Source organism: Bacillus paranthracis (assembly GCF_001883995.1).
In the GTDB taxonomy this organism is placed as follows: domain Bacteria; phylum Bacillota; class Bacilli; order Bacillales; family Bacillaceae_G; genus Bacillus_A; species Bacillus_A paranthracis.
In genome coordinates this window covers 1-13,761 of the sequence record NZ_MACE01000042.1, presented here as the reverse complement: position 1 = coordinate 13,761, position 13,761 = coordinate 1, and the positions used below count along the sequence as shown (strand labels likewise).

12 protein-coding genes and 1 other annotated feature are annotated in these 13,761 nt (G+C 36.0%); of the genes, 6 read left to right on the top strand and 6 right to left on the bottom strand.

Going from position 1 to position 13,761, the window contains the following annotated elements:
• Positions 1-19: 19 nt before the first annotated feature.
• Positions 20-290, bottom strand: a binding site (T-box leader).
• 114 nt (positions 291-404) lie between these two features.
• The 4 genes from BAQ46_RS15770 (at position 405) to BAQ46_RS15755 (ending at position 5,684) form a co-directional block, all read left to right on the top strand.
• Entirely contained in the window at positions 405-1,223 is an 819-nt protein-coding gene (locus BAQ46_RS15770; RefSeq protein ID WP_071742135.1) for a class I SAM-dependent methyltransferase, read from the top strand.
• 414 nt (positions 1,224-1,637) lie between these two features.
• The gene (locus BAQ46_RS15765; RefSeq protein WP_071742134.1) at positions 1,638-3,332 is read left to right on the top strand and encodes a methyl-accepting chemotaxis protein; all 1,695 of its coding nucleotides are present in this window, start codon (positions 1,638-1,640) and stop codon (positions 3,330-3,332) included.
• 224 nt (positions 3,333-3,556) lie between these two features.
• Entirely contained in the window at positions 3,557-5,248 is a 1,692-nt protein-coding gene (locus tag BAQ46_RS15760; protein WP_071742133.1) for a methyl-accepting chemotaxis protein, read from the top strand.
• Positions 5,249-5,366: 118 nt separating this feature from the next.
• Entirely contained in the window at positions 5,367-5,684 is a 318-nt protein-coding gene (locus BAQ46_RS15755) for a metal-sulfur cluster assembly factor (RefSeq protein ID WP_000082521.1), read from the top strand.
• A gap of 42 nt (positions 5,685-5,726) precedes the next feature.
• Here BAQ46_RS15755 and nprB read toward each other — a convergent pair whose 3' ends face one another.
• From nprB to BAQ46_RS15725, 6 genes are all read right to left on the bottom strand, one after another.
• Positions 5,727-7,376: a neutral protease NprB gene (gene nprB, locus BAQ46_RS15750; RefSeq protein WP_061131781.1), complete on the bottom strand. Its 1,650-nt coding sequence runs from the start codon at positions 7,374-7,376 to the stop codon at positions 5,727-5,729.
• Positions 7,377-7,532: 156 nt separating this feature from the next.
• Positions 7,533-8,231, bottom strand: a complete 699-nt coding sequence (locus tag BAQ46_RS15745; protein ID WP_061131782.1) for a pirin family protein — start codon at positions 8,229-8,231, stop codon at positions 7,533-7,535.
• A 50-nt stretch (positions 8,232-8,281) separates the two neighbouring features.
• Positions 8,282-8,692: a MarR family winged helix-turn-helix transcriptional regulator gene (locus BAQ46_RS15740; RefSeq protein WP_000845457.1), complete on the bottom strand. Its 411-nt coding sequence runs from the start codon at positions 8,690-8,692 to the stop codon at positions 8,282-8,284.
• Positions 8,693-8,804: 112 nt separating this feature from the next.
• A complete protein-coding gene (locus tag BAQ46_RS15735; protein ID WP_000422825.1) occupies positions 8,805-9,239 on the bottom strand; it encodes a DUF3920 family protein in 435 nt (144 codons plus the stop codon).
• 177 nt (positions 9,240-9,416) lie between these two features.
• The gene (locus tag BAQ46_RS15730) at positions 9,417-10,616 is read right to left on the bottom strand and encodes a cation:proton antiporter (protein WP_000380208.1); all 1,200 of its coding nucleotides are present in this window, start codon (positions 10,614-10,616) and stop codon (positions 9,417-9,419) included.
• Positions 10,617-11,114, bottom strand: coding sequence for a cation:proton antiporter regulatory subunit (locus BAQ46_RS15725; protein ID WP_001026068.1), 498 nt, complete (start codon positions 11,112-11,114; stop codon positions 10,617-10,619).
• Positions 11,115-11,521: 407 nt separating this feature from the next.
• On the opposite strand from BAQ46_RS15725, the gene BAQ46_RS15715 reads away from it, so the two are divergent.
• Both BAQ46_RS15715 and BAQ46_RS15710 read left to right on the top strand, forming a co-directional pair.
• Positions 11,522-12,955, top strand: coding sequence for an alanine/glycine:cation symporter family protein (locus BAQ46_RS15715; RefSeq protein WP_000227570.1), 1,434 nt, complete (start codon positions 11,522-11,524; stop codon positions 12,953-12,955).
• A 212-nt stretch (positions 12,956-13,167) separates the two neighbouring features.
• Positions 13,168-13,608, top strand: a complete 441-nt coding sequence (locus BAQ46_RS15710) for a Dps family protein (protein WP_001041890.1) — start codon at positions 13,168-13,170, stop codon at positions 13,606-13,608.
• Positions 13,609-13,761: the final 153 nt, after the last annotated feature.

Here is a 13,761-nt window from a genome sequence, read left to right as displayed (position 1 = left end):
CCGCCCTTATCTAAAAAAAGATAAGGGCGGGGCTGTATAAACAGTCGCGGTACCACCTTATTTCGCCAATTACTCACATAATTAGCCTTAACAAGTACGGAGCTATATGCTCTTATACTGTGGTTTTGATAACGAGTACCAACTCTCGTCGCCGCCTACTATTATCATTTGATAAGTTCAGGACGAAGCTCAAAGGCCATTGTTCAAATGAATATTCTTGCTTCTTCTCAGCTACCGAAGCTCTCTGGAAAGAATGTGTTCATCCTACTTTTCCTTTTCAACGCTTTTACGTATAACAAGTATTGTACGACTTAATTACAGAAAAATCAAACTTTTATCTAGAAAGAAAAGGAAATTCCATCCCCCTGCCGAATACCTATACGTTCACAAAAGGAGTGATATAATTGAATCAAAAACAACTAAGCACACGTAATGAAAAAAGCTGGAATGCAGCTGCTTATGAAGCTTGGACGAATCGTCACGGGGCACCAGCTGATTATGCGAAAAAAATCATAGAAGACCCTATGCGTGAGGTAGATCACTATTTACCTTACATACAATCTCCGAAAGGAAAACGTATTATTAATTTACTCGGGTCAAAAGGAAATAAAGCTGTTGCTCTCGCTCTTTTAGGAGCTGACGTAACAGTTGTTGATATTTCAGCAAGTAATGCAAAATATGCAAATGAACTTGCGGACGCAGCCCGTGTCTCTATCGAATATGTCGTTTCTGATGTATTACATGTGCAGCTCTCCGAATCATTTGATATCGTATTGCTGGAACTCGGTGTACTCCATTATTTTTTAGATTTAAAACCGCTCTTTCAAAAAATTGCTACTTTACTTAAAGAAGATGGAATGCTGATCCTTCGTGACTATCACCCTGTTTATACTAAATTATTAGGAGTCGACCACCCATCATTTCAGGCCAATGGAAATTATTTTGATAAAGAATTAATTGAAGAGGATGTTGCTTATAGCATCCTTCTTACAGAAGCGCAGAAAGAATCGTTACCTAAAACAACCATCCGCCGCTGGACGCTAGGAGAAATTATTACAACACTTGCAGAAGAACATTTTAAAATTGAAAAACTAGTTGAAGAACACGGGCCTCATCAAAGATGGGTCTTCCCTTCTACTGCACCGGAAGGAATGGAAGAGCGTGTACCGGGTCTCTATACATTAATTGCGACATCATGCAAAAAAGGATCCCTTCACGGATAGGATCCTTTTTGCATGCTCACGCATATAAGTTGAGGTTGGAGATTACCATAATTCTGTAGAATAGGACACAAGATATTTCAACATTTCGTCTCTGACTTACGTCGTCAAAAAGGGGTATGACCAACATAACGAAGAGTAATGTCTTTAGTTGATACTGATAATCGTTATCAACTAATTAGAAGTATACATGATGTTATTTCAAATTACAATAGCATTTCTTATTTTTATTTATGAATTTTTTGATATGCAAATGTATACATTTTAAGAACATTTACTCATATGAATCTGCCATATTCCATTATCTGCTATAATTTTTATTGAACAGATTAATAACTTCATAATGATGTTTTTATTAATTCTGCTCTAAATATTTATAAATTATAATAAACAGTTTTTAAAAAGGCAGGGGTAACGATGAAATATGTTAGTATTCGAAAAAAACTACTGTTCACACTCTTAAGCATTTCTTCTTTATTTAGCATTGCTCTTATTGTTATTCTTTCATTCGCTATGAGCCAAGCGAGCGAAATTGAAACGTTAAAAAATGATGTTTCCAAAAGAGCAACCATTTTAAAAGAACGTGGCGATTGGTTCCAAGCACAAGTTGCTGGTTTACAAGAATATTTACTATCACATGATCAAAAAGGATTGGATAAATTCAACCGAGAAGGAAAAAAACTAGCTGATACGAGAGAAAAAGTAACCAGTGATAAAAAACTTTCGGAAGGAATGAAAGAAGCCATTTTAATGGGCGGAAAATGGCGAAGCGTTATAGATAATGAAGTCCTCCCTCTCGCTCGCGAAGGAAAATGGGACGAAGCATCTAAAATCGCTTTAGCTCAAACTGATTACGTAAACGACCTTTTAAGTCGTTTTACGAAATATGCAAATGAAGAAAATGATAAACGTGACGCATTAATTGCCGACGTGGAGTCTTCTTCATCGCTTATTCAATATATTATTTTCTTCTCACTTATTACATGTACAGTAACGTCTATTTTATTAGCATGGTGGTTCTCTGGTAAGCTCGTTAAACCGATACGACAAATTGATGAGAAATTAAAAGAATTAGCTTCGCAAGATGGTGATTTAACTGCTAGATTGCATGTAACGAGTAAAGATGAAATTGGTGATATCGCCAATTCCTTTAATCAAATGCTCGCTAATTTACAACGTATAATAAAACAAGTGCAACAAACATCAACAAGTGTAAAAGAAGCATCTGAAAATGTGTTTATCGAAACAACTGCTTCTATGGAAAATACCGCCAAAACTGAAGAGACTATGAATGCTCTTGAGCATAATATTCGTTCACAAGTTTCCAGCATCGAAGAAAGTTCAACTGCAATGGACGATATGGCAACAAGTGTTCAGCGTATTGCAGAATCCGCCTCTTCTGTTGCTAGCCTAGCTGTTACTACTTCAGAAAAAGCTGATAGTGGGAATAAAGTCATTGAGAAATCTATTACACAAATGCATACCATTAATGAAGCTGTGAACGCTACATCACAAGTAGTAGAACGACTTATTACACATACAAATCATATTGATACTGCACTTCAATCTATTTCTAATATCGCGGAACAAACGAATTTACTCGCTTTAAATGCTTCCATTGAAGCGGCTCGTGCTGGTGAACATGGAAAAGGCTTCGCTGTTGTTGCCGATGAAGTACGAAAGCTTGCTGAACAATCTCAGCTAGCAGCAACTGATATTAACCATTTACTTCATCAAATTCAAGCAGATACAAAAATAGCAAATGAAATGATGACGCAAGGTCAATCAGAGGCTTCTGAAGGCATTACAGTCATTCGTACTGCTGGATCTTCATTCTCAGAAATTGTTAACCACATTAACAAAGTTTCTACACAAATGCAGGAGGTGTCTGCAACTGCTGAAGAAATGGCCGCAAGTTCTGAAGAAATGAACGCAGCTTTAAATAACATCGCTTCTATTTCAAATGAGGTTGCCGCCGAAACATCACAAACAGCAACTTCAGCTGGTGACCAAGTAAACAAAATGAGTGTCGTTGCTAAAAAAGCATCTGAAATGAAAACGACTGTGCAAGAACTTGAAGTTCTCGTTTCTCATTTCAAGACAAACGTTTAAAGCAAAATTTTCATTTATACTTCTATGAGCTCCAAGGTTTTAAAAAGAGAGATTTACAGTCTCTCTTTTTCACTTTAAAATATTTCTTTCTATCTCCCATTCCGTCTGCTATAATTCCTAAAGGAAAGAAGAAAGCTTTGTTCCATCTGGAGTAAAGCTTTCTTTCAATTTTTTAAATTTATTAATTCTAATACTAAGATTTCACAAAGGAAGCTTTTTATCATATGAATTTTATTAGCATTCGAAAAAAACTAATGTTTATGATGGGAACGATTTGCGCTTTATTTGGCGTCGCCTTAGCTTTTATTTTATTTTTTACCATGGATCAATCTCGTCAAACTGAAGCATTACAAAAAGAAATCTCTCCTCTTGCAACACAATTAAAAGAGCGCGGAGATGCTTATCAAGTACAGCTCTCTGCTTTAAGAGGTTATTTATTACAACATGATCAGGTCGAATTAGACAAATTTAACTCGATGAGTAAACTTCTTGAAGATAAGAAAGAGCAACTTCTTTCAAATCCTAACCTTTCTGAATCTGTAAAAAATACAATGGAATCAGGATCCACTTGGAGAAAATTCATTGAAGAGAAAGTTTTCCCTCTTGCAAAAGAACAAAAGTGGGAAGAGGCACTACAAGTAGCTTATGCAGAAAATAATACTGTATATAAAGTAATTGGTGACTTCACAAATTACAGTAATGAACAGGCTAAATTACGTGATCAATCTATTAAAAAAATTGATCAATCTTCACTACAAATTGAATATGTTGTCTTCTTATCACTTATTATTTGCATTATCGTAGCTATCACTCTTGCATGGTGGTTCTCTGGTAAACTTGTAAAACCAATTCAACAAATTGATAGTAAACTAAAAGAATTATCATCTCAAGAAGGTGACTTAACAGCCCGCCTACAAGTAAACAGTAATGATGAAATTGGTACGATCGCAACATCATTTAATAAAATGTTAGAAAACCTACAACATATCATTAATCGTGTTCAAAAAACATCTGTAGAAGTACAAAACGCTTCTGAAAACATGCTAGAAAAGACGAATATATCACGCGAGGCAACGATAAAAGTTCAAAGCACAATGTCCAACTTAAATGAGAGTATTCAATCACAAGCCGCTAGCATGGAAGAAAGCTCAACTGCAATGGACGATATGGCAGTAAGTGTTCAGCGCATTGCTGAATCTGCCACATCTGTAACTGAACTTGCTGTAGCTACATCTGAACAAGCTAACGATGGAAATACTGTTATTCAAAAATCTGTTTCACAAATGACAACGATACACGACGCTGTAAATGCTACGTCAGAAGTGGTCGAACGTCTAATCACCCACACGAAGTATATTGATACAGCTGTACAATCTATTTCTAATATCGCGGAACAAACAAACTTACTTGCTTTAAATGCATCTATCGAAGCAGCTCGTGCTGGCGAACAAGGAAAAGGCTTCGCTGTCGTAGCTGACGAAGTTAGAAAACTTGCTGAACAATCTAAAACTGCTGCAACAGATATTAACCAATTACTACATCAAATTCAACAAGACACTGAAACTGCGAGCTCTATGATGTCACAAGGCCGTTCGGAAGCATCTGAAGGCATTCATGTCATTCGTGAAGCTGGAAATTCCTTCACAACAATTGTAGAACAAGTAAACAAAGTATCTACTCAAATGCAAGACATCTCAGCAACTGCTGAAGAAATGGCTGCAAGTGCTGAAGAAATGAACGCTTCACTGAATAACATCGCTTCTATTTCGACTGAAGTATCTAGTGAAACAGCGGCAACAGCACAATCTGCTGAGAAAAAAGTCGTTACGATGAATGAGATGACACAAACAGCTAAACAAATGAAACAAACAGTTGAAGAATTAGATCAACTCGTATCACATTTTAAAACTGAATAGCCATTCCAAAAATATTCCTCTTCCAAGAGGAATATTTTTTTGAGCTCATTTCCTGCACTTTATGTATATATCCGTTATAATGAGAATCGATATCATTAATATGTAGGGGGTGCTACACATGTCACAACAAGCATTTGAAGAAAAGTTATATGCAAACTTAGAAGCTGTTATTGACCCTGAACTCGGTGTTGATATTATTAATCTTGGATTAGTTTATGACGTTACAGCAGATGAAAATAATAATGCTGTCATTACGATGACTATGACTTCTATCGGTTGTCCAATGGCTGGGCAAATTGTATCAGACGTAAAAAAAGTATTATCAACGAACGTACCTGAAGTCAATGAAATAGAAGTAAATGTCGTATGGAATCCGCCCTGGTCTAAAGAACGCATGTCACGTATGGCGAAAATCGCATTAGGTATTCGCGACTAAATACAGAAAGACCTGACATCCTAGTCAGGTCTTTTTCTCTTATTATTTTACGCCTACTGCATCATAAGCTTTCGTTACAGCTTGTACAGCTTTAGAGTTTTTACCATATAAATCTTCAGCTGACTGAAGTGCTGCTTGGCGCATCATCTTAAAGTCAGAGTTTGCAGTTAAATATTTCGTAAGAGCACGGTAATAAATTTTTTCTGTCGCTTCACGGCCTACTCCTGTTACTTTCACGCCGTAATGCTCCCCGCCTTCAGATACTAAGTATGCAGCTTTATTGTTAATACTACTGTTAATATGAACGCCGCCGTTATCAGCTGTTCCAGTGTAGCGTTTATTATAATGATCTGGGTAACCTTCACCTGGTTTTAATGGATTTGGAATAGACGCTGGATCTTTCAGAGAACGAAGTGCATCACCAGGTTTTCCAGGTGTATAAATGTCAGCACCTAAATCCCAGCTCTTCTTCTCAACCATGACACCCATAATATCAGATAACGATTCATTTAACGCACCTGACTCATTTTTATAAACAAGATTTGCTGTATGTTCCGTTACAGCATGCGTTAATTCGTGACCGATAACATCTAGTCCAGCAGATAATGGAATGAATGTTTTTCCATCGCCATCACCATACATCATTTGTACACCATTCCAAGCTGCGTTATTCCAGCTTTCTCCAACGTGAACAGTCGAAATAAGCTTCGCGCCTTTATCATCGAAAGAGTTACGATTAAATGTCTTTTTGTAGTAATCATATACTTTTCCTGCGTTTACATGCGCATCAACTGCAGCTTTATCTTCGAAGAACTTAGATTTACTTTCAACTTCTTCTCCTGTATATCCAAGCCATTGTGAGAATAAATTAAACAAGTTTTCATCCATATTTTCTGCATCAAACGTATGGATACCTTGTCCTCGTTTACCATCAAACAAGTTGAATTGTCCTGTTTTCTCATCTTGAGCAATTTCAAATGATTGTCTAGCTCCTAGTACTCCGTAACCAAATCCTGTAATGTGATCTACAGCGTTATATTTCTCAATCACATTTCCATTCGTTGCATCAACAAAGTAATGCCAATACCCTGGAGCTGGCTTTGAAATCGACGCTTTCACTAAGTATGCAAGATAGTAATTCCCATCTTTTTCATACACATATAAATCTTTTTTCACACCGTCATAATTCTTTACTTTACCAACTTCTTTTTCAATATCTGCCTTTGCAATTGTTTCTGCTTGCTCTGCACTAATCTTTGCAAATGCAGGAATATTTTTATCCTCTAAATTCGGAATAACTTGTCCGAAGAATGCTTTTACATTATTCTCTTTATCTAGTGTAACTGTTTGATCTGAACCGTACACAGGAATGTTATTATGTTTCTCAACTAGCTTCACGTGTGTTGTACCGGATTCAGCATCTTTTTCTTCCCCAACGACATTAAAGTGTTTATCAATATTTCCTGCTAATTTGAACATATCTTTCTTACTCTCTAAATATTGAAAGACCGTTTCTTTTTTATCTAGTCCTTCCGGTGCTTTCCATTCTTCACCTATGTATGCAGGCGTTTTAAATTCTTGATGGTATTGAATTTTTTGTTCTTCCGCTTTCGTTGTCGTTGCTCCAAATGTTCCAAATCCCCCGGCGATAACAGTTAACGCTAATGCTGATGAAATGACTTGCTTTTTCACTATAACATTCCCCATTCCCTAAAGATTTTTGACACTTTTATACAGTTCTTGGTTTTCAAGTGGATACCTTTACCTAAAATTTGAGAAAGTTTTTTCTGACAATTCCACTCAAAAAAAGAGGACATCCTATCGGACGTCCTCTTTTTTATAAACATTTTATTGCTTTTTCAATTCAATTGCTAAATAGTGTGATTGCTCTTTCGCTTCAATATGAATATCTTCTTCAATCGCTTCTGCTGCATCACGCATAACAAGTGGCTCACCATTGATTACACTACTACCTTCAATTTGTACAACATACAATTGACGGCCTTCTTTCACTGGAAAATGAATTTCTTTTCCTGCTTCTAACGATAAAGAATATAAATTCGCATCTTGATGAATTTGAATTGGTGCCCCGCCTTCTACTTGAGATACCATATGAAACCATTCATTTTCACGCTTGCTCCAATCAAATTTAAACTCACCATAGTTTGGCTTATGATCCTCACGGTCTGGTAAAATCCAAATTTGTAATAAACGTAATGTTTCATTTCCTAAATTATGCTCACTATGAAATACACCTGTGCCAGCACTCATATATTGAACATGTCCACGCTCAATTGTTCCGCGGTTCCCCATGCTATCTTCATGTGTTAAAGCACCGTCTACAACGTACGAAATGATTTCCATATCGCGGTGTGGATGCATATCAAAACCAGTTTGCGGTGCTACTAAGTCATCATTAATTACACGTAATGCACCAAAGTTCATGTTATTAGGATTATAGTAATTGGCAAAGGAAAAATGAAAATGTGTATTTAACCAACCGTGATTTGCTCTTCCCATATTTTTATGATCAACTTTTCTAAACATACCGTTCACCTCATATTATCTCGAATTCAAGATTTATTTTTAAATTTTTCTCACTGTAACTTTTTTAGTAATTGTAATAATTGATGTTGTTCTTCTACATTTAAATTTTGAAACTGCTCCGCTTGGAATGTTTCTTGAGGCGGGACGATTTCTTCATATAAAGCTCTTCCCTTTTCTGTTAATGAAATATATTTTGTAGTACCTTCTTGTTCACGACGAATCCACTCAAGCTGCTCCATTTTATTTAAAAGCTGTGTAATATTTCCCTTCGTAACAAATAGCTTATTTCCAAGCTCTTGCTGCGTTAAACGATCATGCCCTCCAACTTGAGCTAGTACATCAAACTGAGCGGCAGATACATTCCATTCTTTCAAATGCTGATTCGTCTCACGAATACTTTTGTTATAAAAACGTGATAAACGAAACCATAGGAGTAAACCTAGTCTATCTTCTGTTTTCATTTCATCACCTCGCTCGTTTCATACCATTAGTTTAGAACTAAACTTTATAAAAGTCAATTACTTATTTTTAGTAAGAAACAAAGAAAGCACAGCGTCATTTCTCCACTATGCTTTACATTAGCTTTCTATTTTTATATTCATCTAACTTCCTCTCCGCGAACTTTCTCGCATCTTTCTCAATCCATCTATCTTCGTACAATTCACTTCCCACATATAATACTTCGCTCTTATGCTGCATTGCATGACGAAATTCATGCAGTAGTGTTTTAAGGACTTGCTCATACTCTTCCCACATACAAACAAAAATTAATTGTTTTTCTTTATGATAAAAACCACCTACCGGGAATAAAAATTCCTCTTCTTCTTCTCCTAATGATAAAAGGACATGATTCGCATCACACGTATCACAAAAAATAACCGGTGTTTTACATACTTCAATCAGTGAAAATAAATCGTCTCTAAGCCTTTTGACATCCCAAGGAAGCTCCGAATCCAACACATACCAATTCTCCACCTGTTGATATACATTTTGAAACTGGAGTTCCATTTCTCTTTATTCCCCTTTCCAAGCATCCTTTTTCTATATGTATGCCACAATATAGTAAATATTAAACGTATTCTTTCATCCTTGAAAAAATGCCAATCAAAAAGGAATCTATATCGACATAGATTCCTTTTCCGTAATCAATTTTTCATACATATCTTTTACTTTTATTTTTTAAATTTAGTTAGTCTTCGTATCCCACTTAAAGACTTTATTTAAAAATTTATATACATTCTTTGACTCTTTCGTCAGAAGTGGACCTAAGATAGATAGTATAAGCACGTATAGTGCTGAAAATGGCTTCAAGACTGACATTAAACCACCCGCGATACCAATATTGGCCATAATGATGGAGAATTCTCCTCTTGAAACGATTGTTAATCCAATATTTGTTGATGCTTTATGAGATAATCCAGCTTGTCTCCCAGCAATCATCCCTGCTATAAAGTTTCCGATGATTGTAAGAAGGACAGCACCTAACGTTAACCATATCGCTCCGCCCAGTGAGAACGGATCAATGCTTAATCCGAAACTGAAGAAGAAAATAGCTCCGAAAAAGTCTCTAAATGGAACAACGAGATGTTCAATTCTGTCACTATGCTCTGTCTCAGAGAAAACTAACCCTAAAAGAAGTGCTCCAATTGCTTCAGCAACGTGAATTGTTTCCGAGAATCCTGCAATAAAGAATAATGAAGCAAATACTACAATAATGAAAATTTCATCTGAACTAATATTGAGCAATTTATTTAATAACGGCGTCGCCTTTCTAGCTACAATAAAGAATAGAAGCATATATCCTAAAGCAATTCCGATTGAAGTAAGGGCACCTAAGAATGAAGCGTGATCCCCTAGAACTAATCCAGAAACGACTGATAAATATACAGCCAGGAATATATCTTCGAACATGATAATTCCTAAAATTAATTCGGTCTCATTATTACCAGTTCTTCTTAAATCCACTAACACCTTTGCAACGATAGCACTAGAAGAAATCGTAATAATCCCCGCAATAATTAAGATTTCTAGTAAAGGGAATCCCATTATAAATCCGTATAATAACCCAAGTGAAAAGTTAATTAAAATATAGATCGTTCCACCAATCGCAATAGAACGTCCAGATTTAATTAGTTTTTTCATTGAAAACTCTAGTCCTAGATAGAACAGAAGAAACAGAACGCCAATCCGTCCAAGAAACGAAATTACATTTGCACTTTCAATAAATTTGAAATCGATCACACCTATTGTCGGCGCATGTGGTCCCACTAGCATCCCAAGAACAATTAGAAACGGAATGACTGAGAATTTAAACTTTCCAGCAATTACTGCCGCAATTGCAACTAATACTAACGCTGTACCAACTTCAAAAATTAACGTATCCATCTAGTCAGTCCCCCTATTCGAAAGTAACTCATTAATAATTTTTTTAATTTCTTCTCTCTCGCCTGAAACTACAAGCATATCGCCTTCTTCAATTACCGTGTCTGGTCCTGGATTAAATAGCTTTTTCATATTCTTTTTCATAACTGCAATAATCGTTACGCTATATGTTTTTCTTATTTCCAGATCGCCGATTGTTTTTCCGATTGCTGGCGCAGCATTCTCTACTTTAAACCACTCAATCGCTAAACCTTCAAAGACCATTTCAACATTTTCTAATGCTCTAGGTTTATACACCATTCCACCTAATATTGCTGCAATTTGTCTTGCCTCTGAGTCGCGTAATGAAATACTTGAGATACTTTCTTCATGGTCTGAATCAAAATGATACATTTCTCTACGTCCGTCATCATGAATAACAATTACCATCTTTTCATTACCTTTCGTAACGATTTGAAATTTATAGCCAATACCCGGAAGTTCACTTTCTCTAATATTCATCTTTAGCTCCTCCTCGAATTTTATTTAAATTTTCTGTTTTTCTATCTTTTGTTCATCCAATCCATTTTAGAAATTCTAACCATTCAGGATACCTGTGATTTGGAAATCTTTTATTGTAATAATAAGTGGCTCCTAAAAAGATACTAAAAGATGTAATGATAAAACATATATTACTTCTCATTTTCAAACTCTCAAGGCTTACTTTCCATAAAGATTCTTCTTTCAAATCATCCCCTCTTTCTCGCTTTACATTTAGTTTTTTAAAATGTAAATAATTCTAAAAATATTATCATGTAACATAATCATAACACAAAATATATTTAAGTAACATGATTTTTTAGAAAAATTGATTCTCGTATATTTTTTGCATATAATTTTCTTATTACGGAAAAAAGGAAGTGTATTATATGGTTGATATCTTTAGCAGATTCCTTGAGGTAACGAATAATATTTTATGGTCATATATTCTTATTGCAATGCTAATCGGCTTCGGTCTTTATTTCTCTTTTAAATTAAAATTTGTCCAAATTACTCATTTCGGTGAGATGGTCGGATTAATTAGTAAAGGATTTAATCGAAAAGAAAAAAAGAAAGATAGCATCTCACCGTTCCAAGCATTTTGCTTAAGTGCAGCTGCACGTATCGGTATCGGAAACTTAGCTGGTGTAGCATTAGCTATCTCAATGGGCGGACCTGGCGCAGTATTTTGGATGTGGTTTATCGCTATCCTTGGAGCAGCTACTAGTTTCGTAGAATGTACGCTCGCGCAAATTTATAAAGTAAAAGATGGAAGCAGATTCCGTGGTGGCCCAGCATATTATATGGAAAAAGGATTAAACAAACGCTGGATGGGTGTTTGGTTCTCACTTCTTATTACAGTTGCGTACGGATTAATTTTCAACTCTGTACAAGCAAACACAGTAACAATAGCATTTGAAAATGCTTTTGGACTAGAGCGAACGATCGTAGGAGCTCTATTAGCTTTATTAGTTGCAGTTATTATTTTCGGTGGTATTAAGAGCATTTCACGTATTACGGAAATGATTGTTCCTCCAATGGCAATCATTTATATTGGTGTGGCTATTTTTGTTGTTATTAACAACTTTACTATGTTACCAAGCATTTTTATGGAAATATTTAATGGCGCATTCGGTTTAGACCAAGCCATCGCTGGTGGTATTGGAGCAGCAATTAAGTTCGGAATTCAGCGCGGTCTATTCGCAACAGAAGCAGGTATGGGTAGCTCCCCTAACGCAGCCGCAACATCAGATGTATCTCACCCTGTCAAACAAGGACTTGTTCAAGCGTTAGGTGTTTTCGTAGACACATTCTTAGTATGTACATCAACAGCATTTATCGTATTATGCTCTGGACTTTACAAAGGAACAAATTTACAGGGTATTGAATTAACACAAAATGCATTAAGTTCACAAATCGGACCATGGGCAAGCACTTTCTTAGCAATTATTATTTTCCTATTCGCGTTCAGTTCTTTACTAGGAAACTACTATTATGGTGAAACAAACATCGCATTTATTAAAGAAAGCAAAACTTGGTTAATGATTTATCGCGTTGCAGTTGTCGGAATGGTATTCTTCGGATCAATCGCTGCCCTTCAAACAGTTTGGAGCTTAGCTGATTTATTCATGGGACTAATGGTATTGACAAACTTAATTGCCATCTCATTCCTAAGCAAATTCGCCTACGCAGCATTAGTAGACTATATGAAGCAAAAGAAACAAGGAAAAGATCCTGTTTTCGTTGCAAGCTCTATCCCTGGCTTACAAAATACAGAGTGCTGGGATGGACAGGATGTAGAAGAGAATAAAAAAGCTGTATAACAACTAAACGGTGAAGCGGCTCGTTCAGAACAAGAGCTATATATCAAACAAAATCCCTATTACTCTACAGTAATAGGGATTTTTATTTACACAGTTCATAATTTGTTCAAATTAATTCCAGCAAAAGGGTTGATTTATACGAATTACTAGATTATAATAATTATAAATTAGTAATTGATATCACATAACAACTCAAAAGGAGATTGATCATAATGAACAAACAAGTAATCGAAGTATTAAACAAACAAGTAGCAGACTGGAGCGTTTTATTCACAAAACTACACAACTTCCATTGGTACGTAAAAGGACCTCAATTCTTCACATTACATGAGAAATTCGAAGAACTTTACACAGAATCAGCTACTCACATCGATGAAATTGCAGAACGTATTTTAGCAATTGGCGGCAAACCAGTAGCAACAATGAAAGAGTACCTAGAAATATCTTCTATTCAAGAAGCAGCATACGGAGAAACTGCAGAAGGGATGGTCGAAGCAATCATGAAAGACTACGAAATGATGCTAGTCGAACTGAAAAAAGGCATGGAAATCGCTCAAAACTCTGACGACGAAATGACATCTGACCTACTACTAGGCATCTACACAGAACTAGAAAAACACGCTTGGATGCTACGTGCGTTCTTGAATCAGTAATAGACTTTAAAGCGGAGGTGACTTGCTCAGAACAGGAAGGCGCGAAATGACCGACTGTTCTAGTCACCGGAGCTGGATATCATTAAAAGCGGAAGCGGCTCGTTCAGAACAGGAGGGTGTTGGAACTCCTGATTACGAGGCGCTTTTTGCCTC

What these genes read in the sequence shown, in the direction of transcription:
- BAQ46_RS15715 (WP_000227570.1), top strand. Translation starts at nt 11,522, where the DNA reads ATGGTTGATATCTTTAGCAGATTCCTTGAGGTAACGAATAATATTTTA.
- BAQ46_RS15710 (WP_001041890.1), top strand. Translation starts at nt 13,168, where the DNA reads ATGAACAAACAAGTAATCGAAGTATTAAACAAACAAGTAGCAGACTGG.
- BAQ46_RS15735 (WP_000422825.1), bottom strand. Translation starts at nt 9,239, where the DNA reads ATGGAACTCCAGTTTCAAAATGTATATCAACAGGTGGAGAATTGGTAT.
- BAQ46_RS15755 (WP_000082521.1), top strand. Translation starts at nt 5,367, where the DNA reads ATGTCACAACAAGCATTTGAAGAAAAGTTATATGCAAACTTAGAAGCT.
- BAQ46_RS15760 (WP_071742133.1), top strand. Translation starts at nt 3,557, where the DNA reads ATGAATTTTATTAGCATTCGAAAAAAACTAATGTTTATGATGGGAACG.
- BAQ46_RS15765 (WP_071742134.1), top strand. Translation starts at nt 1,638, where the DNA reads ATGAAATATGTTAGTATTCGAAAAAAACTACTGTTCACACTCTTAAGC.
- BAQ46_RS15725 (WP_001026068.1), bottom strand. Translation starts at nt 11,114, where the DNA reads ATGAATATTAGAGAAAGTGAACTTCCGGGTATTGGCTATAAATTTCAA.
- BAQ46_RS15730 (WP_000380208.1), bottom strand. Translation starts at nt 10,616, where the DNA reads ATGGATACGTTAATTTTTGAAGTTGGTACAGCGTTAGTATTAGTTGCA.
- BAQ46_RS15745 (WP_061131782.1), bottom strand. Translation starts at nt 8,231, where the DNA reads ATGTTTAGAAAAGTTGATCATAAAAATATGGGAAGAGCAAATCACGGT.
- BAQ46_RS15740 (WP_000845457.1), bottom strand. Translation starts at nt 8,692, where the DNA reads ATGAAAACAGAAGATAGACTAGGTTTACTCCTATGGTTTCGTTTATCA.